The 22,552-nt window shown below is 66.8% G+C and carries 25 protein-coding genes; 11 read left to right on the forward strand and 14 right to left on the reverse strand.

Annotated elements, in window-relative coordinates; translation table 11 throughout:
* Positions 1 to 22: 22 nt before the first annotated feature.
* Positions 23 to 781, reverse strand: a complete 759-nt coding sequence (locus tag ABEJ63_RS08400; RefSeq protein ID WP_375795913.1) for an NAD-dependent deacetylase — start codon at positions 779 to 781, stop codon at positions 23 to 25.
* A gap of 112 nt (positions 782 to 893) precedes the next feature.
* Positions 894 to 1,946 (reverse strand): diphthamide biosynthesis enzyme Dph2, encoded by a 1,053-nt coding sequence (dph2, locus tag ABEJ63_RS08405; protein WP_375795914.1) that lies wholly within the window; start codon positions 1,944 to 1,946, stop codon positions 894 to 896.
* 89 nt (positions 1,947 to 2,035) lie between these two features.
* Here dph2 and ABEJ63_RS08410 point away from each other — a divergent pair, with 89 nt between their 5' ends.
* Positions 2,036 to 2,449: a YlbF family regulator gene (locus tag ABEJ63_RS08410; RefSeq protein WP_375795915.1), complete on the forward strand. Its 414-nt coding sequence runs from the start codon at positions 2,036 to 2,038 to the stop codon at positions 2,447 to 2,449.
* A 15-nt stretch (positions 2,450 to 2,464) separates the two neighbouring features.
* Here the strand turns inward: ABEJ63_RS08410 and ABEJ63_RS08415 are convergent, their stop codons facing one another.
* Entirely contained in the window at positions 2,465 to 2,830 is a 366-nt protein-coding gene (locus ABEJ63_RS08415) for a hypothetical protein (RefSeq protein WP_375795916.1), read from the reverse strand.
* A 75-nt stretch (positions 2,831 to 2,905) separates the two neighbouring features.
* Here ABEJ63_RS08415 and ABEJ63_RS08420 point away from each other — a divergent pair, with 75 nt between their 5' ends.
* Together ABEJ63_RS08420 and ABEJ63_RS08425 are read left to right on the forward strand one after the other, a co-directional pair.
* Positions 2,906 to 3,745, forward strand: a complete 840-nt coding sequence (locus ABEJ63_RS08420) for an MBL fold metallo-hydrolase (RefSeq protein WP_375795917.1) — start codon at positions 2,906 to 2,908, stop codon at positions 3,743 to 3,745.
* 39 nt (positions 3,746 to 3,784) lie between these two features.
* Complete coding sequence (locus tag ABEJ63_RS08425; RefSeq protein ID WP_375795918.1) at positions 3,785 to 4,669, forward strand: hypothetical protein; 885 nt, start codon at positions 3,785 to 3,787, stop codon at positions 4,667 to 4,669.
* Positions 4,670 to 4,796: 127 nt separating this feature from the next.
* Here the strand turns inward: ABEJ63_RS08425 and ABEJ63_RS08430 are convergent, their stop codons facing one another.
* Both ABEJ63_RS08430 and ABEJ63_RS08435 read right to left on the reverse strand, forming a co-directional pair.
* Entirely contained in the window at positions 4,797 to 5,828 is a 1,032-nt protein-coding gene (locus tag ABEJ63_RS08430) for a tyrosine-type recombinase/integrase (protein WP_375795919.1), read from the reverse strand.
* Entirely contained in the window at positions 5,818 to 6,219 is a 402-nt protein-coding gene (locus ABEJ63_RS08435) for a DUF5805 domain-containing protein (RefSeq protein ID WP_375795920.1), read from the reverse strand. Before ABEJ63_RS08435 ends, ABEJ63_RS08430 begins: the two co-directional genes overlap by 11 nt.
* A 276-nt stretch (positions 6,220 to 6,495) precedes the next feature.
* On the opposite strand from ABEJ63_RS08435, the gene ABEJ63_RS08440 reads away from it, so the two are divergent.
* Positions 6,496 to 7,179, forward strand: coding sequence for a dolichyl-phosphate hexose transferase (locus tag ABEJ63_RS08440; protein WP_375795921.1), 684 nt, complete (start codon positions 6,496 to 6,498; stop codon positions 7,177 to 7,179).
* Positions 7,180 to 7,449: 270 nt separating this feature from the next.
* Here the strand turns inward: ABEJ63_RS08440 and ABEJ63_RS08445 are convergent, their stop codons facing one another.
* From ABEJ63_RS08445 to ABEJ63_RS08465, 5 genes are read right to left on the reverse strand one after another with little or no spacing between them, the layout of a single operon-like run.
* Positions 7,450 to 9,519, reverse strand: coding sequence for a glycosyltransferase family 39 protein (locus ABEJ63_RS08445; protein WP_375795922.1), 2,070 nt, complete (start codon positions 9,517 to 9,519; stop codon positions 7,450 to 7,452).
* Between the two features lie 6 nt (positions 9,520 to 9,525).
* Positions 9,526 to 10,683, reverse strand: a complete 1,158-nt coding sequence (locus ABEJ63_RS08450) for an ABC transporter ATP-binding protein (RefSeq protein WP_375795923.1) — start codon at positions 10,681 to 10,683, stop codon at positions 9,526 to 9,528.
* A complete protein-coding gene (locus ABEJ63_RS08455; RefSeq protein WP_375795924.1) occupies positions 10,673 to 12,298 on the reverse strand; it encodes an ABC transporter permease in 1,626 nt (541 codons plus the stop codon). Before ABEJ63_RS08455 ends, ABEJ63_RS08450 begins: the two co-directional genes overlap by 11 nt.
* 3 nt (positions 12,299 to 12,301) lie before the next feature.
* A complete protein-coding gene (locus ABEJ63_RS08460; protein ID WP_375795925.1) occupies positions 12,302 to 13,462 on the reverse strand; it encodes an extracellular solute-binding protein in 1,161 nt (386 codons plus the stop codon).
* A 49-nt stretch (positions 13,463 to 13,511) separates the two neighbouring features.
* The gene (locus ABEJ63_RS08465; protein WP_375795926.1) at positions 13,512 to 14,687 is read right to left on the reverse strand and encodes an alpha-1 4-glucan-protein synthase; all 1,176 of its coding nucleotides are present in this window, start codon (positions 14,685 to 14,687) and stop codon (positions 13,512 to 13,514) included.
* A 153-nt stretch (positions 14,688 to 14,840) separates the two neighbouring features.
* On the opposite strand from ABEJ63_RS08465, the gene ABEJ63_RS08470 reads away from it, so the two are divergent.
* Positions 14,841 to 15,995: a thiolase C-terminal domain-containing protein gene (locus tag ABEJ63_RS08470; RefSeq protein WP_375795927.1), complete on the forward strand. Its 1,155-nt coding sequence runs from the start codon at positions 14,841 to 14,843 to the stop codon at positions 15,993 to 15,995.
* Complete coding sequence (locus tag ABEJ63_RS08475; RefSeq protein ID WP_375795928.1) at positions 15,992 to 16,348, forward strand: Zn-ribbon domain-containing OB-fold protein; 357 nt, start codon at positions 15,992 to 15,994, stop codon at positions 16,346 to 16,348. Before ABEJ63_RS08470 ends, ABEJ63_RS08475 begins: the two co-directional genes overlap by 4 nt.
* On the opposite strand, the gene ABEJ63_RS08480 is transcribed toward ABEJ63_RS08475, so the two are convergent.
* Positions 16,345 to 16,848, reverse strand: a complete 504-nt coding sequence (locus ABEJ63_RS08480; protein WP_375795929.1) for a hypothetical protein — start codon at positions 16,846 to 16,848, stop codon at positions 16,345 to 16,347. The genes ABEJ63_RS08475 and ABEJ63_RS08480 overlap by 4 nt on opposite strands.
* A 94-nt stretch (positions 16,849 to 16,942) precedes the next feature.
* Here ABEJ63_RS08480 and ABEJ63_RS08485 point away from each other — a divergent pair, with 94 nt between their 5' ends.
* Positions 16,943 to 17,593, forward strand: a complete 651-nt coding sequence (locus ABEJ63_RS08485) for a hypothetical protein (protein WP_375795930.1) — start codon at positions 16,943 to 16,945, stop codon at positions 17,591 to 17,593.
* 44 nt (positions 17,594 to 17,637) lie between these two features.
* A complete protein-coding gene (locus ABEJ63_RS08490; protein WP_375795947.1) occupies positions 17,638 to 17,796 on the forward strand; it encodes a hypothetical protein in 159 nt (52 codons plus the stop codon).
* 183 nt (positions 17,797 to 17,979) lie between these two features.
* Here the strand turns inward: ABEJ63_RS08490 and dpsA are convergent, their stop codons facing one another.
* From dpsA to ABEJ63_RS08505, 3 genes are all read right to left on the reverse strand, one after another.
* A complete protein-coding gene (gene dpsA / locus ABEJ63_RS08495) occupies positions 17,980 to 18,531 on the reverse strand; it encodes a DNA starvation/stationary phase protection protein DpsA (RefSeq protein WP_375795931.1) in 552 nt (183 codons plus the stop codon).
* Positions 18,532 to 18,633: 102 nt separating this feature from the next.
* Positions 18,634 to 18,999, reverse strand: a complete 366-nt coding sequence (locus ABEJ63_RS08500) for a hypothetical protein (RefSeq protein ID WP_375795932.1) — start codon at positions 18,997 to 18,999, stop codon at positions 18,634 to 18,636.
* A gap of 28 nt (positions 19,000 to 19,027) precedes the next feature.
* Positions 19,028 to 20,314, reverse strand: a complete 1,287-nt coding sequence (locus tag ABEJ63_RS08505; protein WP_375795933.1) for an MFS transporter — start codon at positions 20,312 to 20,314, stop codon at positions 19,028 to 19,030.
* Between the two features lie 81 nt (positions 20,315 to 20,395).
* Here ABEJ63_RS08505 and ABEJ63_RS08510 point away from each other — a divergent pair, with 81 nt between their 5' ends.
* The 3 genes from ABEJ63_RS08510 (at position 20,396) to ABEJ63_RS08520 (ending at position 22,307) form a co-directional block, all read left to right on the forward strand.
* A complete protein-coding gene (locus ABEJ63_RS08510; RefSeq protein ID WP_375795934.1) occupies positions 20,396 to 20,830 on the forward strand; it encodes a MaoC family dehydratase in 435 nt (144 codons plus the stop codon).
* Between the two features lie 40 nt (positions 20,831 to 20,870).
* On the forward strand, positions 20,871 to 21,179 hold the full coding sequence (locus ABEJ63_RS08515) for a MazG nucleotide pyrophosphohydrolase domain-containing protein (protein WP_375795935.1): 309 nt from the start codon (positions 20,871 to 20,873) through the stop codon (positions 21,177 to 21,179).
* A 186-nt stretch (positions 21,180 to 21,365) separates the two neighbouring features.
* Positions 21,366 to 22,307, forward strand: a complete 942-nt coding sequence (locus ABEJ63_RS08520) for an NAD(P)-dependent oxidoreductase (protein ID WP_375795946.1) — start codon at positions 21,366 to 21,368, stop codon at positions 22,305 to 22,307.
* Positions 22,308 to 22,552 lie beyond the last annotated feature (245 nt).

A 22,552-nucleotide genomic window follows, 5' to 3' on the forward strand; every position in this document is an offset into this window, starting at 1 on the left:
CTCCCCACCCGAATAAAAAGGTTCAGTCGCCAAGCAGTCGGGCCCGGAGTGTAGACAGGGCCTCCGTCGCGGACGCTCGCAGGTCGACGGCCGCCCGGCCCGAAACATGCGTCTCCTCAAGGTTGATGACGACCAGGGCACCACCGGTGTCGGCGGCGATCTCCGGAAGCGATGCCGCCGGCTCGACGGTCAACGACGAGCCGACGACCAGCAGGCAGTCGGCCGTTCGCGCCAGCGAGCGCGCCTCGTTCAACGGTGCCATCGGCAGCCGCTCGCCGAACAGTACGACATCCGGCTTCAGCAGCCCCTCACAGTCCGGACATCGGGGCGCACCGTCGATGTCGCCCGTGCGGACCGCCTCGTAGTGAGGCGCCGCATCCGCGCGGCGCCCGCAGTCCTGACAGGCCACCCGGCCGCCGTTGCCGTGGAGTTCGACGACGTCTTCGCTGCCGGCGGCTGCGTGGAGACCGTCGACGTTCTGCGTGATGACACGGTCGAGCAGGTCTGCCTGCTCGAGTGCCGCCAGCGCCTCGTGGGCTGCGTTCGGCTCGACGTCGGCATACAGTTCCGCAACCAGTTCCGCTCGGTCCTGCCAGAACCCGTCAGGATCCGCGTGGAACCGGCGAATGTGGAACGACTCCGGCTCGTACCGGTCCCAGATACCGCCATCGCTGCGGAAGTCGGGGATACCAGAGGCGGTCGAGATACCCGCGCCCGTGAACGCGACGGCGGTATCCGCCTCGCGAAGCAGAGTGGCCGCCTGCTCGATACCCTCGTCCATACCTGTCGTCGGACGGGCGTGCACTAAATTACGGGTGTCGGGGAGTCGCGTCGACCGGTGGCAGCAACCCGTAGACGCCGGTCAGCGGTGCCCGGCGGCCGGCCGGATACGGCTACCAGGTCCCGTGGAACGTGTCGAAGGAGAGTTCATCCAGCGGCTTCTCGCCGATGGCAATCTCGTACTCGCCGGGGGTGAGCATCGGCTGTTTGAACTGCGGGCCGTCGTCGGTCGTGATGCGCGGACAGCCGGTGTTGACGTAGGCGTCGAAGCCGAACTGTGTGAGCCGGTCGGGCGTCACCTCGTCCATCGTCAGCAGGTAGGCGTCGTCGTTCGACTCGACGATGTCGTTCGCCACCTCCCAGCGGCCCTGACCGATTTTCGTACAGAAGACGACGCCCCACGTCTCCGCGTCCATCGCCTTGTGGACCGTCGCGTATCGTTGCTTGAGGAACTTCTCCGTGTCGGCAATCGTGACGACATTGTTGACGGGGTCGGCGATGACGACCCGCTTGTCGGGGTGTTCCATCGCGAGCCCGAGCGGGTGGAACTTGCCGCCGCCGACGTACAACACCTGCTCGGCGTCGATGTCGGCACTGGCGTAGTTACATCCCAGCACCTGTCCCTCGTGGGTGAGTCGCTCGTCGCCGCGACGCGTGTGAACGACGTAGCCGCGCTCCTCCAGGTAGGCGCGCATCTCGTCGAACTTGTTCATGTGCTGGGCCGTCGTCACCAACCCGACGTCGGGGTCCTCCTCGGGGGCCGCCAGCTCCTCGAGCGACTCGTCCATGATGGGCGTGACGTCGACGTTCGAGAAGAGGGGGACATAGATGATCTTCTCGGAGTCTTTCATCGGCGAGTGGCCGAAGTGGACGAACACGTCCGTCCGGCGCATCATGTAGGTGTCCAGATCACAGGCGCCGTAACACGGCTGGCCCGAAATCAGAACGCGCGTCCCTGCGGGCAGCCGTGCACGCAGGTCGTCAGCGACGTGTGGGGCCCGCCGCTTCAGCCCCTCCGGGAACTGGAGGCCGACCTTCTCTGCGTCCCGCTCGACGGCTTCCTCGACGATGCGGTCCAGTTCGTAGTCCCATGTTCGCTCGTGTTTCAGGGCCATCCCCGTGTTGCGGAGGTCACCCTCCGTGTTGGTGCCCGACTCGTGGCTCATTGACTTCGTTACCGGCTTGAGGCGTAAAACGAGCGCGCTTCGAGGCCGGCTTCGGCAGACCTAAACCGCACGCCCCCCAACCGCGGGGTATGAGCATCGAGTCCACCGAGGGCGACGCGGAGCCGACGGGCGCCGAGGCGGCCGCCCGCGTGACGGAACTCGCCAGCGAACTCGGCGACGCCATCACACAGCTCGATTCCTACCGCGCCTTTGCCGACGCGAAGGCAGCCGTCGAAAGCGACGCGGAGACCCAAGAGCGGATTCGCGAGTTCGAGCAACTGCGCGAGGAGTTCATGATGGCCCGACAGACGGGCGACGCCTCCAAAGAGGACCTGCGTGAACTCCAGCAGGCCCAGGAGCGACTCCACGATATCCCGGTCATGGCAGACTACCTCGAGGCCCAGGAACAACTGGAGCGTGAACTGCAGGACCTCAACGAGATGATTTCTGCCCCGCTCGCAGTCGACTTCGGCGAGAAGGCGGGCGGCTGCTGTCAGGACTGACCGACGCGTCTCCACTCACTCTACAATCCGTGCGAGCGGGTTCTCTCCGCTCGCAACCACCACGGCCACCAGCCCCAGGTATCCGACCAGCCCCCACGCGAGCGCCCCAAGGATGACCGCGCCGGTTCCCGTCCGGACCGCCAGTAGCCCGAGGCCGACAACGAGGGCGATGGATCCAATCCGCACGGACTGGCGCTCCCACACGGCTTGCGTGCGCTCAGGATTGGCGAGCAGAACCAGTTCCAGCGTGAGAGCGCCCCCGACGCCGACGAGCGCTGGTAGCGGTGCGAACAGCCGCGCCGCCAGTCCGGCCTGAATTGATATAGCGATAAGGAGTGTAAGCGTCACGAGCGCCAGTGCAGCGTCGCGGCGGAGAGCCACGACGGTCGTGGGAGCGCCCAGGCCGAGAGGCTGACGGTCCGACCGACTTTTGGCTGCCTCTCCCGACACCCGGATATGGCACACGAGTTTCCCGGCTCCGACTGGGGCGACTGGCTCCCCCGCGCAGTGGCCGACGCCAGCCCCGACGGTGTTGCGGTCTGGTATCTGGGCTGTAACGGGTTCATCCTGAAAGCGAGCGACGGGACGACGCTGTTCATCGACCCGTACTGTGGCCAGGGAGACCCGCCGCGGACCGTCCGGATGCTTCCGGTCCCGTTCGATCCGGCGGACGTTTCGGCATGCGACGCCGTCCTGGCGACGCACGAACACTCTGACCACGTCCACGCACCGACGCAGGCACCCATCCTCGCGCGCACGAACGCGGCCTACTACGCCCCCGATGAGTCGCTCGCCGTCGTTGAGCAGGAAGCCTGGACCGAGGAGTACGATGTCGACCGCGACCAGCTCGAGGAGGTGACCGAAGGAGACACTCTGTCTATTGGGCCGTTCACGGTCCACGTTGCGGGAGCAAACGATCCCGACGCCGCCCACCCGGTGTCGTACGTTGTCGAACACGAGGCCGGCACGTTCTTCCACGGCGGCGACGCCCGGCCGGGCGAGGCATTCGAACAGGTTGGCGACCGCTACGACGTGGACCTTGCGGCGCTGGCCTTTGGCTCGTCGGGCTATCTTCCAGACGGCGACGGTAACAGGGCGTTGACGACGTGGTACTCCGACGAGAACGAGCTGGCGATGGCCGCCGAACAGGTCGGTCCAGACCGGCTCGTCCCCACCCACTGGGATATCTGGAAGAACCTCACCGCCGACCCGTCGGCCGTCCGACCGCACGTTCGCTCCTTCGAGGCGCCCCGGACCGTCGAGGTGGTCGAGGTGGGCGACCGGCTCGCAGTCTGAACCGCGTCCGTTTTAGGCAGCCGTCGCGTCTGCCGCCACATGAGCCCCGTCAGCGTCGCGGTGCCACGCAAAGGCCGGCCCCTTGAGGCGGTCCTCGAGCGGTTCGCCCAGGGCGCGCCGGCGGCGGCCGCGACGGCTATCGACGAGGCCGTCTCCACGCTCCGCTACGAGAAGGCCGTGACGAAGGGCGATACAACGCCCGAAGCGCCCGTCTACGAACGGCTGGCCCGATACAGCGACACGACGACTCCCCACGACCCAGAATTCACGCTGGTCCGTGACTCGCGGGCGGGATTCCCCCGACGAATCGTCTTCGACTCCCTCACAATTCCCTTCGCCGACCGGGAGGTCCAACTGGTCGGTCGCGAGGAGCCGTTCCGCGCGCTCCGAAAACACGAGTTCGCCCTCGGGTTCGACAGCGCCGACCTCGTGTTGGAGGAAGTGGTTACTCTCCGAGACGAGCCGCTCTGCTCGCTCGCCGAGGTGAACGAGCGCATCGACCCCGTCGACACTGACGTCCGGCTCGTCGACGGACTCGGCGATACCGTTCACCACACTCTGCTGGCAACGCCCGAAACATGCGACGACGGTCCACTGGACCGCTCGTACCTCCGCGACTACGAGGGGCCACTGTGTATCTCGCCCCGCTACGAGCGGTTGGTCGAAGCGATCGTCGGGACGGGAGCGCTCGACGGTGTCGAGTTCGTCTACCCGACGAACGGCCAGGAAGAGGAGGCGGCCATCGCCGAGGCCGGCGCCGGTGTCTACCTCACTGTCACCGGCTCGACTGCCCGAGAGCACGGCTTGCTCGTTGGCGACCAGTTGTTCCCGAGCGAGACGGTGCTGCTAGAGAATGCCGCCGAGTCTGACGAGTCGACTGCGGCCGTCGCAGACCGGCTTTTCGCCCTCGCTGAGCCCGCGTAGGGCTATTTGTGTGTTGGCTATACGACACCGAACAGCTTGGCGTTCGCCTGTTGATTCTATATAGCGACATACAGTTTATGAGCTTGACAGCGAACGCTGGAAGTTGTCAATTCTCGGGAATGTAAGGCTACAGCAGCGAGTAGATGTGCTGTTCGTAGGTCTTGCGGACCCGGTCGCCCCAGTCGTGGGTGTACGTGTCGACGATGTCGCTGGCGACGTCTCCACGAAGATATTTCACGATACCACGGTCACCGGTCCGGTCACGCAGGTGTGTGGTGAAGAAGTGCCGGAAGTAGTGAGGCGTGACGTTCTCGCCGGCGCCGCCACCGGACTGGTACCAGCCGTGGTCGGCGGCATACTCGCTGACGCGGCTGCCGACCATCCCGCCCGTGAGCCGGCGCCCCCACTCCCGCGTGGAACAGAACAGCGGTTCGGCGTCCGACCGCGGACCTGGTCGAACAGCCAGCCACCGTTCGATTACCTGGCGGAGTTCTTCGTCGACAGGGATGACGGTGGGGCGCTTGCGCTTGTTCGACTCCGTGCGCCGCTCGCCGTTGGTCACCTCGCCACGGGCGGGCGATTCGGAGATATACAGCGAGTTCGGCCGGCCGGCGAGTGGCCCTCGTGGTGGGGTCGTGAATGCGGCGCGTGCCTCTCCCTCAAGGTTGAGATCCCGCATATCGAGATTACACAGCTCGCCGACCCGCATCCCCGTCTTCAGTAGTGTGACGACCACCGCACGGTCAAGCGGATGAGTGATATGCGCCACGAACTCCCGCATCTCCGGCACTAAGATCTCGCGGCGGGCAGGGTCCGTGTCGATAGATTCGTCCATCTCCTCCAAAACAAGCGTCATCGGATTGCCCTCGAAGGCGCCAACCTGCGTCATGTACGCGTAGAACCGATGCAGATACGAGGCGTAGGAGGCCACGGTCGACCGTGAGCGGCCCTCTCGAAGGGTGTGGACCCACGCCATACACTCGCGGCGACTTGCCGTCGCGAGGCTTGCTCCTTCCCCGCGAACGAATGTCTCGAACTGCCGGAGGACGCGCTCGTACGCCTCCCTGGTCCGCTCTGTCTTCCCGTGGTACGTTAGCTCCTGAAGAAAGTAGGCGACTGGGTCGTCCGCCGGGCTGGCAGTCTCGGCGTCACTCGCCATCGTCCACCAGTGTGTAGCCGCCGGCCCGACCACTGTACTTCACGCGGTTGGCCGCTTGGAGATCATCGAGTGCATCGTCCAGCCGTGCTTCGACGTCGTCGGTCAGTCCGGCGACGAGGTCATCCCACGAGAGGGCCCCCTCAGATTCGAGAAGGCCGAGGAGCCGGTCTTTCACCCCGTCGACCCCGGGGGTTGCGTTTGTCTCGTCGGATGTCTCTTTACCCTCGTCGCCCGCTTCGAGGCCGAACCCGCGCCGGCCCGCCTGCACCATTGTCCGGACGAACTCGGCCTGGCTCATGTCGAGCTCCGCGGCCTCCTGTTCCCACCGCTCTTTCTGGTAGCGCGGGACGTATGTGCGAACGCCGACCCGCTCCGTCTCCGAGTCGCTCATGTGAGCGGGCACTCTCCCCCGCTACTTCAATCTGTGTCAGACGCTGGAATAAGGGAGCTTATCTCAGGATATAGGGCGGTCGCAACGCCGGTATAGACTAATTATCTCGATATCTATGCTACCAAATTGCCTGGGGGGCCAGATACTCCGATATAAATCCTCGCCTCTATCTGTCATGTCTCGTGTCGGTGGATGGTTCTGTGGATTGGCGATTGAGGCATGCGTGGCAAATCTGTTTTCGGCGGGCCTAAATATCCGCGCCGTGGAGAGGGCGGTGTGACTGAGTTCACCTTTGACGACCTCAGCGTCGTCATGGGGACCTACAACGAGGCCGAGGCTATCGGTACCGTGCTCGATGACATCGAGCGGGTGACCGACGGCCGGGCCGAGGTGGTCTGTGTCGACGGCAGCGACGACGAGACACCCGAGATCGCCCGCGAACACGGCGCTCGTGTCATCGAACAGGAGCCGCGCGGCTACGGCTACGCCGTCCGTGAAGCGCTCGTACGGGCCTCACGCCCCGTTGTGGTCACCACTGACTGTGACGATACCTACCCGATGGACGCGCTTCCGCGGTTTCTCGAACGCATCAACCAGGGGTACGACGTCGTCTCCGGCGATAGACTCTATCACGGTGCGGAGGCGATGCCGGCGTTCAACCGACTCGGGAATCACGCATTTGCGGCGCTCGGGTCGCTCCTGGCCGGTGAGCGCGTCCACGACACGACCACTGGAATGCGTGCCTACCGTGCGGAGGTCATCAGGAACATCCAGTGGACCGAGAACACCGGCCTCTCTGCAGAGCTGCTGTTGCGCCCGCTGATGCGGGGATACGACGTCGTCGAAGAGCCTATCCACTATGCTGAGCGGGCCGGCAAGACGAAACTTGACCCGCTGGCCGGTGGCTATGCCATCGCGAAGTCTATTCTGAAGGTCCCGCTGCAGGAACGGCTCCGCTGACCGCCGTCGCCTGCCGAACTCGTAAACTGTATGCTGCTATATCGAATCGGTGGCCTCAGTCCGGGCCCGCGTCTGTTGTGTTAAGGACATGATCAGGGGTGTCCGCCGACCGCCGGCGGCTGGTGACGAAGGATGAGCGCAGTTCCCACTCGGTCCCAGAAGATGCCCAGAATGCGCCGACGGAAGCCGACGCGCCGGACACGCTGGATTGGAGCGACAGCCCGTCCCAGCCGAGTGTCGACTCGTGTGCATCGCGATTGGGCCGACTGTCTACGACCGGACGGTCTGGTTTACGGCTGCACCCTCAACGTAGTCGCCACCGGGCACATACATCCCCTCGTGGCCACAGTCCGGAGTGAGCCGGCACACCTCAACCTCTGGGGGCCACACTAGCCTGACCGTCCCACCCCGTTCCTCGACGGCCACCTCCTGTCGGTACGTGACGGTGGCACCCCCAGACTGGACGTACGTCACGGCGACGGCGATCTCCGCGCTCCCGTCGAACTCGACCTGGCCCTCGCCTCGTTTCCGCAGCCTATCGGGAACAACGACGACCCGGCCGGGAACGAGCGTCCACTCGACGGTGAATCGCTCGCCTGGTGACGCCGTCACAGTATAGCTGACGCTGTCGTCCCCGTCGGACACCCGTACCGTCGACGGTCGCCCGACAACGCCCGTTTGGAAGCTGACGCGGTGGCGCTCACCTGTCTGCACGGACAGCGGCTGGATGTGCGGAACGATGCGGCCTGTCGGCTCCGGCGACCATGTTCCCCGGTAGGTAAACCGGTAGAGGTCGCGGTCCGGATACGCGTCGACGACGGCGAAATCCTCGCCTGGCGACCGATCCAGCGCGTAGACCGTCCGCCCGTCAAGGCCCGCGTCGTTGCGCAACGACTGGAACGGGTGCCCCAGCCAGCCGCCGTATGGGGCTGGTACGAACACGAGCCCAGTAGGCGACCCATCGGCGAACGGCGCGTACGTCGCTTCGTACCGGTCGGTGTAGGCGGCGTGTTCCGCGACAGGCGGGCCGACGGCGTTCGCCTCCGCGACGGCCACTACCGGCGCCGCTGCCAGCACCAGGACGACTGCGAGGACGACGGCCGCGGGTGCGTCCAATCGGGTCGTGACGACTGCCCGCCCCTGGCGGACCAGCCACGCGAGCCCGGCGGCACCGAACGCCCCGACGGGTAACAGCAGGTCGTAGTGGTAGAACGGGCCGTACCCCGAGATGAACCCGTCGGTCGGATCCGCGAGGTCAGCGAGGATATTCAGATTCCCCCAGAACGCGAGATTCCCGACGATGACCGAACAGAACACGCCCGCCAGCAGCAGCCGGACGGTGGTCGCTGGGAGCACCTCTGAGCCCGTGTCGACGCCGTCCCGGATGAGTCGCCGACCGAGCAGCCCCAACCCGAGGCCCACGGCGAGTGCCCCGAACGGCGGTGCGGCTACCGTCCGGGTGGCGAACTCCCAGAGGACGCGTGCATTTGCCTCCAACGCGAGGGCCAACGTGTAGTCGCGCTCGTAGCCGAGTATCTCGCGGCGCCCAAAGCCGATGCCGTCGGCCGGGGCAAACGCCTGGTAGGGGAACACCAGCGGGTCACCGGTGACGACGGCGTTGTACGCGAGCGTGAGCCCGACGAAGGCCGTCCCGAGTGCCGCGACGGGCGCCAACAGGCGAACCCGCTCTGTCAGTAACGACTGCGAGCGCCGGGCGGCCCACAGCAGCCAGAGCGCGTGGGCGACGAACGGGACTGCGAACAGCAGGGCGGTGTACGGTCGGGCGAAGAACGCCAGCCCGACGGCCAGCCCCGCGAGCGTCCGCCAACCAGCCTCGCCAGACCGAATACCGCGCACGTACGCGTACGCAAACACGAGATTCAGTGCGGTCGTTGGCGCGTACGGGAGGAAGACGCTGGTAGTGAACAGGAACAGCGGTGAGGCAACGACCAGCGCGGCGGCGGCCAGCGCCGTGGGCAGGTCGTACGCCTCGCGAGTCAGCAGGACGACGCCTCCGACGACGATGCCCCCGACCACGCCGAGCACGAGCCGCGGGACGCCGACAGCTAACCCGACAGCGAACAGCGCGGGAACGACCGGCTGGTACTTCGAGTACAGCCGAGAGCCATCCTCGACGAAGAACCACCACTGGAAGGCGTCTGGTAGCGGCGTCTCGAACCAGAGGCGCCCGTCAAGCAGGAGTTCCGCCTGCTGGAGGTAGACACCTTCGTCGTGGTTGACCGAGCCGTAGGGGAACAGGTCGATTGCGATGACCACGACGAGGGCGCCGGCGAGCGTCGCGACGCCTGCAATCAGGAGCCTGGCGCGACGCGTCGCCATCGATTGTTACTCCGGGCCGCCGTCAGCGACCCGCTTCGCCCCCGCGGGGAACCACGCGAGATCGTGATCGGCCGCGAGCTCGACACGCACCGGCTCGTCGAGTGGGACCTCGTCGGCGTGGTTGTGAGTACAGCCGACGACGTCGCCGCTGTCGAGTTCGACCCGGTAGAAGACGGTCGGGCCGAGATAGCGGCGGTGGACAACCTGGCCGTTGGCCGTCTCGTCGGGTGCCGGCGGCCGCGCAACCACATCGTCCGGCCGGACCAGCACGTCGATGTCGGTCCCGTCATACTGGTCGGCGAGCCCGTCGACGGCCGCGCGAGGGATCGGGCCGATGCCCGTCTCGACGACATCGCCAGCGACGTATCCCGACAGGAAGCTGGCGTGCCCGAGGAAGGAGGCGACGAACCGTGAGCGAGGCCGCTGGAACACCCCTTCCGGCGTATCCACCTGTTCGAGGCTGCCGTCGTGCATGACGGCCACACGGTCAGAGACTGACAGCGCTTCCTCCTGGTCGTGGGTGACCGAGACGGCCGTGACGCCCGCCTCTCTGAGGATCCGCCGCACCTCCTCGCGCATCTCCACCCGCAGGTCGACGTCCAGATTGGAGAACGGTTCGTCGAGCAGGAGGAGATGCGGCTCCGGTGCCAGCGAGCGCGCCAGCGCCACGCGCTGCTGTTGGCCGCCCGAGAGCTCGTCGGGCGTCTTCTCGCCGTGATCGACGAGCCCGACCAGCTCGAGCAGTTCGTCCACTCGTTGCTCGGTGGCCGCCTCGTCGGCCTCGGTGAGCCCGAAGGCGATGTTCTCGCGGGCCGTCAGATGAGGAAACAGCGCGAACTCCTGGAAGACGACACCGACGTCACGCTCCTCGGGCGGCTCGAAGTCTGGGCCGGTGACCCGGCGACCGTTGAGCCGGATTTCGCCGTCCGTGGGCCGCTCGAGGCCGGCGATGAGACGGAGGGTCGTCGTCTTGCCACAGCCAGACGGGCCCAGCAGGGTCAACAGCTCGCCCTCTCGGACCGACACCGAGAGGTCCTCGACGACGCGGGTGCCCCCGTAGGACTTGCTGACACCGTCCAGCTCCAGGACAGGGTCGCCGTCGATGGACCCGCGGTCGCTGTCGGCCGGGCGCTCCCGCTCTGGTGGTTCGAGGTCAGTCGACATCGTACTCCTCCATGCGCAAGAGCAGTAGCATCGACAGCGCGCTCACCGCCAGCAGGACGAACGCCGGCAGTGCCGCCTGGCCGACGTAGCCGGCGCCGTAGGCTGTCCAGACGCGCGTGACGAGTGTGTCGAAGCCCGCAGGCCGCAACATCAGCGTCACCGGCAGCTCCTTCATGGTCGTGAGGAAGACGAGCGCCGCGCCGGCGGCGACACCTGGGGCGATGATGGGGAGAGTCACGTCCCGGAAGGCGCCGGCAGGTGTGCGGCCGAGCGTGCGGGCGGCCTCGGGAAGCCGGGCTTGCACCTGCTCGGCGGAGGCACGCGACGAGCCGACGGCCTGCGGGAGGAATCGCACCACGTACGCGAAGACCAACAGGGGCAGGAGGATAAGCCCGTTGCGGTAGAGGGCGCCCCCATAGTGAGAGCCGAAGAAGACCAGCGCCAGCCCCATCACGACCCCCGGGACTGCGTAGCCGATGTAGGAGGCCCGCTCGAACAGTGCCGCGAGCGGATGGTCGCTGCGAGCGGCCAGATACGCCACCGGCAGGGCGGCCAGCCCACTTGCGAGCGCCGCCGCGGCGGCCACGCCAACGCTGTTGATCACATATCCCCATTCGAAGCCGAAGGAGCCGGTGGTCGGCTGGCCGGCCTGCAGGAGCCACGACGTCAGCACGCCGAGCGGTACCGCCAGTGCCAGCAGGACGACCAGGCTACAGCCGGCGGTTGCGACCCAGCGGAGCCGGCCCAGCCGGACGGGTGTGGCGTGGGCCGTCGGCGACTCCGCTTCGACGCCACTCCCCCGGACCCGACTCTCGACCGCGAGAATCACCCCCGTCACGACGACAAGCTGGAGCGACAGCATCGCCGCCAGGCTCCGACCGCCGCCGAGGATGTTGTTGTAGTTCGAGAAGATGACGCGCGTGAACACGTCATAACGCATGATGGCGGGTGTCCCGAAGTCCGACAGCGCGTACAGCGCGACCAGCAGCGAGCCGGCCGCGACTGCCGGCCGAATCTGGGGCACGGTCACCCGGCGGAACGCCGCCCAGCGGTCGTGACCCAGCGTGCGGGCTGCGTCCACGAGCGTCGTGTCCATGGACTTCAGTGCCGCCCGCGTCGTCAGGAACACGTACGGATAGGTGTACAGCGTCAACACGAGAATGGTTCCGCCGAGGCCGTAGATGGAGGGAAGCGACTCGACGCCCAGTGGCACCAGCAGGTCCTGCAGGCTCCCCCGTGGACCGAACGCCGAGACGAATGCAAATGCACCGATGTAGGAGGGGATGACCAGCGGCATCGCCAGCAGGATAGTGAGCGGGCGTGCCAGCGGCATGTCCGTCCGCACAGTGAGGTAGGCGGCGGGGACACCGACGATCAGCGAGCCACCCGTTACCCCAGCGACGAGGAACCCGCTGTTGACAAGCACCTCGAGTGTCGTCGGCGCGGTCAGTAGCGCGAACGCGTCCGGCGCCTCCAGTGCGTTCGCCACGACCCACACCAGCGGTGACACAACCGCAGCGGCGACGGCTCCGGACAGGAGTATCAGCCCCAGCGGGAGCCGACGCTCTTCATCGCTCGCGGTGGCGAGCCGTCGGCGGAGGTCACCTGCTGCCATGCCTTACACGTTGAGGCCGGCCTCCCGCATCAGCTCGAGCGTCGGCCCGAGATCTGCCAACTGCGAGAGATCGAGCTCTTCGGGCGGATTGAGCTCGTCGACCGTCGGCAGTTCGATGCCACCAGGCTGGACCGGCTCCACGCCCGGAATCATCGGGTACTCGAAGGTGGTGGTCGCGAAGTACTCCTGGGCCTCCGCCGACAGCAGGTGCCGGATGAAGTTGTTGGCGAGCGTCGCGTCCGAGGCGGTGTCGACCGTCGCAGCGCCGGCGACGTTGAAGATGGCGCCGGCGTCGTTCTCGGTGAATGCGAGGTCGATGGGCGCGTCCGGCCGGGCGTCGAGCACGCGCAGTGTGTAGTAGTGGTTAGCAAAGCCCGCGCCGATCTCGCCGTCAGCAACCGCCTGGGCGATGGCGAACTCGTCGCCGTAGGTTGCGACGTTCGACTCCTGCATCCCGTTGATCCACGCCTTCGTCTCCTCGGGCCCGTTGAGGATGCGCATCGCCGTGATGAACGCCTGGAAGGAACCGTACACCGGCGTCCACCCCATGGCGCCGTCGAACCGGTCCAGCTCGGGGAACTGGAAGATGTCGTCCGGGATGTCGTCCTCGGAGAACTGCTCGGTGTTGTACGGGATCGAGCGGGCCCGCCCGGACGTGCCCACCCAGTTAGCGTCCGGGTCGCGGAACCCCTCCGGGACGGGCTCGAGGACGCTGTCGGGTAGCGTCTGCGTGCGCCCCTCGGCGGCGAGTGCGCCCAGCGCACCCGCGTTGACAGAGTAGAACACGTCCGCCGAGGAGTTGGACCCCTCGGTGAGGATGCGGTTGACGAGGTCCGCGGAGCCGTCGTAGCGGACGCGAATCGTCAGGTCCGGGTAGAGGTCGCCGATGAAGCCGATGAGGTCGCCGACCAGCGCCTCGCCGCGCCCCGAGTAGAGGTTCAGCTCGCCCGAGAGATTCGGCAGTTCGGCCATCGGCGTCCCGCCGGGCGCCTCTCGGCCCTCGCGACCGGAGCCGATTTGGCCTGGCCCCTCTGCAGGCGTGTCGGTCGGTTCGCTCCCGTCGCCCTCCGTCCCTGTCCCGGTGCCACCCTCGTTACAGCCGGCGAGCCCGGCCGCGAGTGCCGTCCCCACACCCGCGAGATACCGCCGTCGTGTTGAGTCCATATCGGGTTTCGGGGCACCTAAAACGGAAAACCGCTTTGGTTCGTCACGCTCAGTCATCTGCGGCCACCTCCGGCGGGGTCGCGGCGTCGGCAGCCAGTGCATCCAGTGCCGCCAGCCAGTCGCGCATGTGCTCGCCGACAAATGTGAGGAAGTCGCCGTTGGTCCATTCGTCAAACTCGCCGTCTGCGAGCCGGTCGGCCATCGCCGCGAATGCCGCCCAGTAGACGTCGTCGGTATCCGCGTCGACGGTCGCCTCATCGGCTAGCTCCCAGACGTGTTCGTTCAGCTCAAGGGCCGGCACCTCGTTGTTGAGGTCGTCGAAGGTGGGACGGGGGGCCTTGTTGTGCTCGCACAGCGGCGTCCCCGTGAGGACGTAGTCACCCGCGAGGTCGGCAGCCCGCTTGAGGAACACGCCCGACCAGATGTCGTCGAACCGGCCGACGTCCCACTCGTTGTCGTCCATCGGCAACTGGTAGAACGCCGGGATAACGCGACGACGGAACGCGAGGTTCATCGAGCAGACCGTCAGATAGTTGCCCGGCGCGACGATGAAATCTTCACCGTAATCGGCAGCTGTCGTCCGGGTCTGGGCCAACCCTTCGAGGTCGCCGTCCATCAGGATACGAACGGCATCGAGATCTGGGACGTTCGTCCACAGCCCTTGGGAGGCGACCACATCGCCGTCTGCGAGACTCGTCGTCGTCTCGGTGACCGTCTCGTCCATCGCGGCGTACGGGTAGCCTCGGGGGTAGAGCCCGTGCTCGTCGTGGTTCTGGTAGAGGACATTCACCCACTGTTCGTCGGAGGCAACCTCGGTCACCGGCCCGGTCCGTGCGAGGTTGTCGTAGTGGCCGCCAAAGAAGTCCGTCTCATGGTCGTGTGGGAGTGTGTCATCATCGAGGAAGACGCCGTATTCGAAGTCGCCAGCCCACATGTACAGCAGCCCGAACGAGGTTTCGGCGTGGGAGGCCGCGGGGACGACGTGGGCATACTCGCCGATCTCATGCTCGTCGTACCACGCCGCTCGGGCACTTCCGTCGAAGACGGCGCCTGCGACGTCCAGCTCGTCGAGCATCGCCTCCATCGCGGCGACGTCACAGAAGTCCTCCGTGACTAGCAGAAAAAACAGCCGGTCGGCGTGGCCGTGTTCCCGGGCGTTGGCGACGTACTCGCGGACGCACTCGTACTCCCGAATTGTCGGTACGATAACACAGGTATCGGGCATGTTTGCCGTGATGTTTAGGCCGTCCTAAAGTGCTTCGATGTTTAGGGCTGCCTAATATAGCTGGGCGAATCGGTTCGGCTCGCCAAGAGGTTGGTGGGGTGGCGATGCGGGCATCCGAAAGGTTAGGTGGCGGCCCCCGAACAACGGGGCTGTATGACCGAGGTAGCCATCATCGGCGCGTCGATGACCCGGTTCGGCGAGCGGGACGCGTGGGTACGGGACCTGCTTGCCGAGGCGGGCGACGCGTGTCTTGCCGACGCGGGCGTCGCCTCCGACGCGGTCGATCACCTGTACGTCTCGAATATGGCCAGCGGTGAGTTCGAGGGGATGACGGGCGTCCCGAACGCGCTGGCCCACGACTTGGGTGCGATGCCGGCCTACACGCAGCGGGTCGACCAGACCTCCTCGTCGGGTGGCGCGGGAATCTACGCCGCCTGGCAGTCGGTCGCCTCCGGTGCCAGCGACATGACGCTGCTCGTCGGCGGCGAGAAGATGACCCACCGGACGACCGGCGAGGCAACGGACGTTATCGCGTCTATCACTCATCCCGTCGAGTACAAACACGGCGTGACTCTCCCCTCCTTCGCGGGGCTCACGGCCCGGGCGTATCTCGACCAGTACGACGCCCCTCGGGAGTCGTTAGCCCACGTCGCGGTGAAGAATCACCGGAACGGTGTCGACAATCCGCACGCCCAGTTCCGCAAGGAGATCGACCTCGAGACGGCCTTGGAGTCGCCGCTGGTGGCCGATCCCCTTCGGCTGTACGACTTCTGTCCTATCACCGATGGATCGGCCGCACTGCTCTTCTGTCCGGTCGAGGTCGCCCGTGAGCACGCCACTGACTTCGTCACTGTCTCGGGCGTGGCCGGCGCGACGGACACCCACGTCGTCCACGAGCGGGGGGACCCGACCGTGATGGGCGGCGTCGTTGAGTCCGGTCGGCAGGCGTTCGAGCGTGCTGGACTCGGCCCCGAAGACGTCGATGTCGCCGAACTCCACGACATGTTCACCATCCTCGAGTTCCTCCAGTACGAGGGGCTCGGCTTCGCGGAGCCGGGCACCGCCTGGCAGGACGCCGTTGAGGGAGTCACCGCCCGCGACGGTGCACTCCCGGTCAACACGTCAGGCGGGCTGAAGTCGAAAGGCCACCCGCTGGGTGCCTCCGGCGTCGCCCAGGGCTACGAGATATACAAGCAGTTGCTCGGTGAGGCTGGCCCCCGGCAGGTGGACGCCGAGGTGGGGCTGGCGTGCAACGTGGGCGGCTTCGGCAACTGCGTCACCACCGCGGTGATGGAGGTGGGCCGATGAGCTTCGACGCCGGCGAGTGTCCGAACGGCCACCTCTCGTACCCCACGCATCTCCGGTGTCCGGAGTGTGGCGAGCCACAGGAAGACCGTGTCGACCTGAGCGGCGAACCTGCCACTGTCGTCACCTGGACGACCTCCTACGCGACGCCGCCGGGGGTGCGAGAGCCGAATACGATGGCGATCGTCGAATTCGACGACCACGATGTCCGCGCGCTGGGCCAGGTGACGACCGACGAGGTGGAGATTGGCGATGCCGTCCGACCGGTCCACGTCGACGAGGTTCGCACGCCAGGCGCGGGAATCCGCGAGCCGGCGAGCCAGGAGTGGGACGGCTACCGCTTCGAACCCCTCTAGCCGGCGTCGAACTCTTCGCGAAGCTGCTCGAGTTCTGCCTCTACGTCGACCGTCGGCTCCTCGCCTGCGTCCGTAACCGGAATCGTCGTCCCCGCGGACGTGGTCGCCCGGTCCGATTGGTCAGCCGACTCGACCCGTTCGCGTATCTCGTCCCGCAGGGTGCGCGCCTCCGACAGCAACCGGCGAGCCTCTGGGTCCGTCGGTGTCCCCTGGAGCGCATCCTCGACATCGTCGACGACGGCCTCTAACCCAGGCACCGATGGCTCCTCGCGGACCGGTTCGCGCCCCTGTGAGATGCGGATGGCGCCCGCCACGGCCTCCAGCGCACGGATATTCGCCTTGAGGGCTGCCACGGCCGTCGGGATGGCGTACCGCTCGGTGAACCGGAGGACCCCGTCGGTGGGCGGCGCGTCGTCAAGCCGGGAATCCAGCTTCTCGAGGGTGGTTGCCAGCTGGTCGATCAGCGACGCCAGCTGCTCGTCCCTGCGGCGGTCGCTCATACCATCTGTAGGGACTCGGCGGACAAAACGCTGGCCCGCCCCTATCCAATGAGGGAGAATGTTTATATTATGCGCCCAGATAGCTTCCGAAAGAATGCCGACAGAGTCGGATGCCGACGACGCGGCCGCGTTCACCAGCGCGCTCGCGCGGCTCAAACGCGAGGGCAGCAATCTCCTCGTCGTCGGAACGGGCGAGCACGCCCACGCGGCCGTCTGTCACCGTCTGTTCGGTGACGACTCCCAGCCCCGTCAGCGCACGTACGTCTCGGCTGGACCGAGCACCTCCGGGCCGCCCACCGACGCGACCCGAATCTCCTACACGACTACCTCCCGGAGCGCGGCCGCCGCGAACCCAGCACCCGCGTCGCCCGAGGACGACATCGACACGCTCGCGGCACTCCGCTCGGCTATCGCCAACGCAGTCGCAGCGGCAGACCGGGCGGCTGGTGGGCTCGCGGCCGCCGAGTTCCGGCTCTGTCTCGACTCGCTGTACCCGCTGCTCGAGGCCCACAGCCAGCGCGAACTGTTCCGCTTCCTCCGTGCCGTGACTAACGAGGTCGCCGCCGTCGATGGGATGGCCCACTATCACCTCCCGCTTGCGTATCGCGACGAGCCCGTTCAGACGGTTGCCCCGCTGTTCGACGGCGTCGTCGAGGTGCGGGTGGGCCCGGAAGGCCCACAGCAGCGGTGGTACGTCGCGGACATCGACGGCCCGACCGGGTGGCTCCCGGTCGACCCGGTTTAGGTCGTCCGAAACCCTTTAGTCATTAGGTATGCCTAAACCAGGGTATGGAACTGCAGGACGATGGGACCGACGACCCATCGATGGGGGACGCGCCAATCGACCTCTCAGCACACTGTACCTCGCCCGATCGGACTGTCTTCACAGAACCGGGGAACCCGGAAGCCTGGATAGCAACCGACCACACGGTCGATCTCACCAACTGACACGTAGCAAGCGGACGCCCACCCGTTCAGGGGTGGGAGGATGTCAAGTACTGCGAGCGGAGGCCTCCCCACCCTCTGGTGGGGAGACACAACGACTGCCGGACGATTGGACTCGCACGTCTCGACGGGGTGCGGTGCACGGTCGCGCCGCTATCGGCACGGAAAAACTGAGAAGGTGAACTCTTACTCGAGCGCGCCCTCGACGACGAGCGAGTCGTCTTCGAGGTAGTGCTCGAAGTGGTGGGCGTGCTCCTCGACGGTCTCGAGGTTGCGCCGGATGATCTCGCTGGTCGTGTAGTCACCGAGGTCTTCGGCCAGCGCGATGTGGTCGCGCATCGTCTCGATGATGTCGCCGAACATCTCCATATCGTTAGCCAGCGACGTCCGGATGTCGTAGACGTCGTCGCCCTCGGGTTCGACCGGCGCGTGTGCCTCGTAGGTGGCGCCACCGGAGAGGGGCGCGCCGCCGAGTGCCTGTGCGCGCTCGGCGAACTCGTCGGCTGCGGCCTCGAGGTCCTCGGCCACCTCGCCCAGGTAGACGTGGATGTCGCGGAATTCCGCGCCCTCCACGTTCCAGTGGTGCTTGCGAATCTGATGGTAGGCGACGTAGGTGGCCGCCAGCTCGGTGTTCAGCGCGTCGATGAGCTGTTCGGCCTTCCCCTCGTCGATGCGCAGGGCTTCGCTCTCCTCGATCTCGTCGGCTCGCTGTCGTATCTGCTCTCGTTGCGTGCTCATAACGATATCAAATACTCCCTCGCGTGCCTTAATACTTCCCCTTGGACGGAATGAAAATTCCCGAAACGAAAAGAAAGGTTGAGATATCGAAAAGGCGCCGGCTCACCGCGCGAGTACGAGCGCCGCCCGTGCGTCGAACGGCGCCGTCTCTGCGACACTCCGGCGGGCCTGCCAGTCGTGGAGTCGGCGCACGGCCGCCAGTTCGCGGTCGGTCAGGCCCAGTTGGGTGCCGAACTCCGTCCAGATTGTCGGCTCAACGGCCAACAGGTAGGCGTCGTCTGTCCGGGCCACAAGCGGCTCGTACCGGAGAAAGCGGCGCCACTCCATCACGAGTTCGTCGACACCAGGCATCGAATCAGCGTGGGTGTGAACTCGGCGAGCCAGATCCCGCAGTGCTGCGGGATCTAACCCCTCGTCGTTCGCGACAGCCTCGACGACGGCCGACTCGAACGGGGCCAACGGGTCCATGCTGGCTGTCGGGGCGCCGCAATGTTAGTTACAGGGGGGCTGATCGACCGTCGGGTGCAGCCACGAGGACGAGGATGCCTCCCAGGAGGACGGTCCCGGCCGCGAGCGTGAACGACGCGGGGTAGCCGAACACGCCCGCGACGAGCCCGCCACCGATGCTCCCTGTCCCGGTACCGGCGCCCACGAGCGCCGTGACCACGCCGAGTCCCTCGCCTCGTCCCGTCCGGGGAGTCAGTCGAACGACGAGGGTGGTAGTCGTGACGGCAATGACTGCCCAAGTAGCGCCGACCAGGAAGAACAATGCCGCGACGGCGTAGGCACCGATTGCCAGTCCGCCGATGACGCCGACGGCCGGAAACAGGACGACCCGCGCGGCCAGGGCCGCGGTCTGGGCGGCGCCGGCACCGACCCGGTCGATTACCTTGGCCACCCGGCTGTATGCGAGCACCGAGCCGAGGTTGGCGGCGAGAAACAGGAGGAAAACGGTGCCATCAGCGTTGCCGATGCCGATGAGGTATGCGGGCATTGGCCCCCAGAACACCGCGAAGCCGACCGAGAATAGCGTCACGGCCACCAGATACCGCACCAACGGTGCTCCGAACTGCCGGAGCCGTTCCGGTCGGAGCGTGACCAGCCCCCAGTAGAGCCGGCTCGGGGCATACGGGATTGTCCGGAGCACCCGGCCAGCGCCCCACTCTTCTCGTGAGAGCCGCCGATAGGCTCGCCGAAAATACGGCTCCGGAAGCCGAACGGGGTCCGGATACAGGCGGGCGACGGTCAGACAGCCGAGTGCTGCCAGCCCCGCCAGCACGAGGAACAACAGCCGGAGCGCCCGCTCGGGGCCCACGACGGCCGTCGCGCCGGCCGTCCAGACAGCCCCCAACGCGATACCGGCCAGCCACCCCGTCTCCTGGTAGGTGTTGAGCCGGGCGATGCGACCGCTCCACTGCGACTCGGGGACTCCGTCGACGACGAGCAGATTGAGGACGGGCGCGGCTGCGGCCACGACGAACCACATCGCCGCGTTGATAATCAGCAGGTGCCAGGGGGCGCGGACGAGCGGCGCACTCGCCAGCACGGCCGCTGTCGCTGCCAGCGCCACCAACAGGAACGGTCGGCGGCGGCCGGTCCGGCCCGCGAGCCAGCCCCACAGAAGTGCGCCAGGGACGCCGGCGAAGGCGGCCGCCGCCGCCAGCAGGCCGACCAGCGGCGGGCCACCACCGAGTGCCAGCGCATACAGCGGGACGAGCAGGGAGGCGCTGCCGACGGCCGCGTAGCCGACCGCCCACCCGTAGAGCCACCCGTCGCGCGTCACAGCCGCACCGCGCCCGGCCCGCACTTCGGCCTACCGGTCTCCCCGGGTAACGCTTAGGTGGCCGACAGTCCACCAAGCGGTATGCAATACTTCGAGGACATGACGGTCGGTGATGTCGCGGAGTTCGGCGCTTACGAGGTGACCCGCGACGAGATTCGCTCCTTTGCCGAACAGTATGACCCCCAACCGTTCCATATCGACGCCGAGGCGGCCGAAGAGTCGCCGTTCGGCGGGCTTGTTGCCTCCGGCTGGCATACCGCCGCGATGTGTATGCGGATGCTTGTCGACAACTACCTCTCGGAGACGGCCAGCGCCGGCGCCCGCGGCGTACGCGAACTGAAATGGATCGCGCCAGTACGGCCAGGCGATACGCTCACCTGCCGGCTGGAGGTCCTCGAGACTGACCCCGGCGACGGCTCCATCGGGACCGTCACCAACGAGCTCACGGGGTTCGTCGACGGCGATCCTGTCGTCCGGTGGGTGGCCGACGCACTGGTGGAAAAGCGCAATCCGTAGCAACCGAAACCTTCGTGGCCTCGGGCCCGTCCGGTGACTCGTGGACGAACAGGAGCAGGTGGCCGCATTCCTGGCCGCCAACGACCTGACGTGCCCGCCGGCCTACCGGCTGCTTGATCTCGCGGCAGAGGTCGGCGAACTGGCTGCCGACGCGACCGCCGCGACGGGCTACGGCGCCGACCCGGACGCGTTCGACGTCAAACGGGACGAACTCGGTGACGCGCTGTTTGCGTTGCTGGCGCTGTGTGACCAACTCGACGTGGATGCCGGTGACGCACTCGCTGACTCGCTCGCCAAATATGAAACACGCCTGGCAGAGGACGGGTCGGCCGGAAGCGACGCCGACTGAACGACCGGCTGGATTCTTGTGGGAGCGGGCTCATACGATGAGTGGAGCCCCATTCGGCTCCGTAGTGTCACCACCGGGGGTGTGCACACCACCCCCGCTCCGACCCGAGCGGCGCGGTCCCCTCGGGTGCGACCTGACGGCCCGTTTTACTTGACTGGTCTGTGAACAGCCGCCGTGACACACCAGGTGGTTTCGACGGACCAGAAGACGCGGGAGGCGCTCGCGGAGGCATTCGCCTGGGAGGGCGTCGACGCACACGTGCAGGTGGTCAGCCCGGAGACAACCGAAGGGGTGGCAGCGGCGGCCGCCGGGGCCGATGCGCTGGTCGTCGACGCAGACACGCACGTCACCGAGCGACTACTGCGAGAGACATCGGTTCGGGTCGTCGCGCGGGCCGGCATCGGCGTCGACAATATCGACCGCGAGGCGGCAGCCGACCTCGGCATCCCCGTGGTGAATGTTCCCGATTACTGTACCGAAGAGGTGGCGACCCACGCGCTGGCGCTGTTGCTTGCGACCTGGCGCGGGCTCCGACCGGCAGACGACGCTGTCCGGCAGGGGGACTGGCCCGGTCCGCCGGTGCGAACTGGCCGGCTCTCAGAGGCGACCGTCGGGCTGATCTCATTTGGTGACATCGCCCGTCGGCTGGTTGACCTGCTCTCGGGATTCGATGTCGACGTCCTCGCCTTCGACCCGTACGTGGACGAGGGGACGCTCCGGACGGCCGGTGTTGAGTCGGTTCGGCTCCCCGAGCTGTGTCGGCGGTCGGATCTCGTCTCCGTCCACGCGCCGCTTACCGAGGAGACGCGTGGCCTCGTGAGCGACGAGGAATTCGCGAGCATGCCCCGGGGCGCTGTTGTCGTCAACACCGGCCGGGGTGGTGTCGTTGACGAGACGGCGTTGGCCGACGCCCTTGCGGCCGGAGAGATAGCCGGCGCCGGACTCGACGTACTGGCCGAAGAGCCTCCCGACCGACTGCCCACGGACCACCCGAACGTCGTGTATACGCCGCACGTCGGGTGGTACTCCGAACAGGCCGTCGAGGCGTGTGCGGCTGCGGTCGCTGCTGATGTGCGTCGGGTACTCGCTGGCGAGGAGCCAGCCAACCCCGTGACTGGCGACTGGTAGCGCGTGTACAAACTGAACCTGGTCGGCCAATCTACGGCCGACCACGACGCCGCGACGAAGCTGTCGCGGGCGTCTCCGGGCGACGGGCCGGGCAAACCCGTCACCCAGCCGGAACTGTCAGAGGCATCCCGGCACCCTTGCTATCAAGAGGCGTTTGTATCAGACTATCCCTCGAACGGGTTGTCAGGGCCAAGGGCAGCAATTTAAACGTTTCCACCATTGAAATGAGGGGTAGTAGCCGAAGG

Source organism: Halosegnis sp. (assembly GCF_042216475.1).
GTDB lineage: Archaea > Halobacteriota > Halobacteria > Halobacteriales > Haloarculaceae > Halosegnis.

Bases quoted from the DNA above. Each gene is read 5' to 3' on its own strand.
- ABEJ63_RS08400 (WP_375795913.1), bottom strand. From the start codon at position 781: ATGGACGAGGGTATCGAGCAGGCGGCCACTCTGCTTCGCGAGGCGGAT.
- dph2 (WP_375795914.1), bottom strand. From the start codon at position 1,946: ATGAGCCACGAGTCGGGCACCAACACGGAGGGTGACCTCCGCAACACG.
- ABEJ63_RS08410 (WP_375795915.1), top strand. From the start codon at position 2,036: ATGAGCATCGAGTCCACCGAGGGCGACGCGGAGCCGACGGGCGCCGAG.
- ABEJ63_RS08420 (WP_375795917.1), top strand. From the start codon at position 2,906: ATGGCACACGAGTTTCCCGGCTCCGACTGGGGCGACTGGCTCCCCCGC.
- ABEJ63_RS08425 (WP_375795918.1), top strand. From the start codon at position 3,785: ATGAGCCCCGTCAGCGTCGCGGTGCCACGCAAAGGCCGGCCCCTTGAG.
- ABEJ63_RS08430 (WP_375795919.1), bottom strand. From the start codon at position 5,828: ATGGCGAGTGACGCCGAGACTGCCAGCCCGGCGGACGACCCAGTCGCC.
- ABEJ63_RS08435 (WP_375795920.1), bottom strand. From the start codon at position 6,219: ATGAGCGACTCGGAGACGGAGCGGGTCGGCGTTCGCACATACGTCCCG.
- ABEJ63_RS08445 (WP_375795922.1), bottom strand. From the start codon at position 9,519: ATGGCGACGCGTCGCGCCAGGCTCCTGATTGCAGGCGTCGCGACGCTC.
- ABEJ63_RS08450 (WP_375795923.1), bottom strand. From the start codon at position 10,683: ATGTCGACTGACCTCGAACCACCAGAGCGGGAGCGCCCGGCCGACAGC.
- ABEJ63_RS08455 (WP_375795924.1), bottom strand. From the start codon at position 12,298: ATGGCAGCAGGTGACCTCCGCCGACGGCTCGCCACCGCGAGCGATGAA.
- ABEJ63_RS08460 (WP_375795925.1), bottom strand. From the start codon at position 13,462: ATGGACTCAACACGACGGCGGTATCTCGCGGGTGTGGGGACGGCACTC.
- ABEJ63_RS08465 (WP_375795926.1), bottom strand. From the start codon at position 14,687: ATGCCCGATACCTGTGTTATCGTACCGACAATTCGGGAGTACGAGTGC.
- ABEJ63_RS08470 (WP_375795927.1), top strand. From the start codon at position 14,841: ATGACCGAGGTAGCCATCATCGGCGCGTCGATGACCCGGTTCGGCGAG.
- ABEJ63_RS08475 (WP_375795928.1), top strand. From the start codon at position 15,992: ATGAGCTTCGACGCCGGCGAGTGTCCGAACGGCCACCTCTCGTACCCC.
- ABEJ63_RS08480 (WP_375795929.1), bottom strand. From the start codon at position 16,848: ATGAGCGACCGCCGCAGGGACGAGCAGCTGGCGTCGCTGATCGACCAG.
- ABEJ63_RS08485 (WP_375795930.1), top strand. From the start codon at position 16,943: ATGCCGACAGAGTCGGATGCCGACGACGCGGCCGCGTTCACCAGCGCG.
- ABEJ63_RS08490 (WP_375795947.1), top strand. From the start codon at position 17,638: ATGGAACTGCAGGACGATGGGACCGACGACCCATCGATGGGGGACGCG.
- dpsA (WP_375795931.1), bottom strand. From the start codon at position 18,531: ATGAGCACGCAACGAGAGCAGATACGACAGCGAGCCGACGAGATCGAG.
- ABEJ63_RS08500 (WP_375795932.1), bottom strand. From the start codon at position 18,999: ATGGACCCGTTGGCCCCGTTCGAGTCGGCCGTCGTCGAGGCTGTCGCG.
- ABEJ63_RS08510 (WP_375795934.1), top strand. From the start codon at position 20,396: ATGCAATACTTCGAGGACATGACGGTCGGTGATGTCGCGGAGTTCGGC.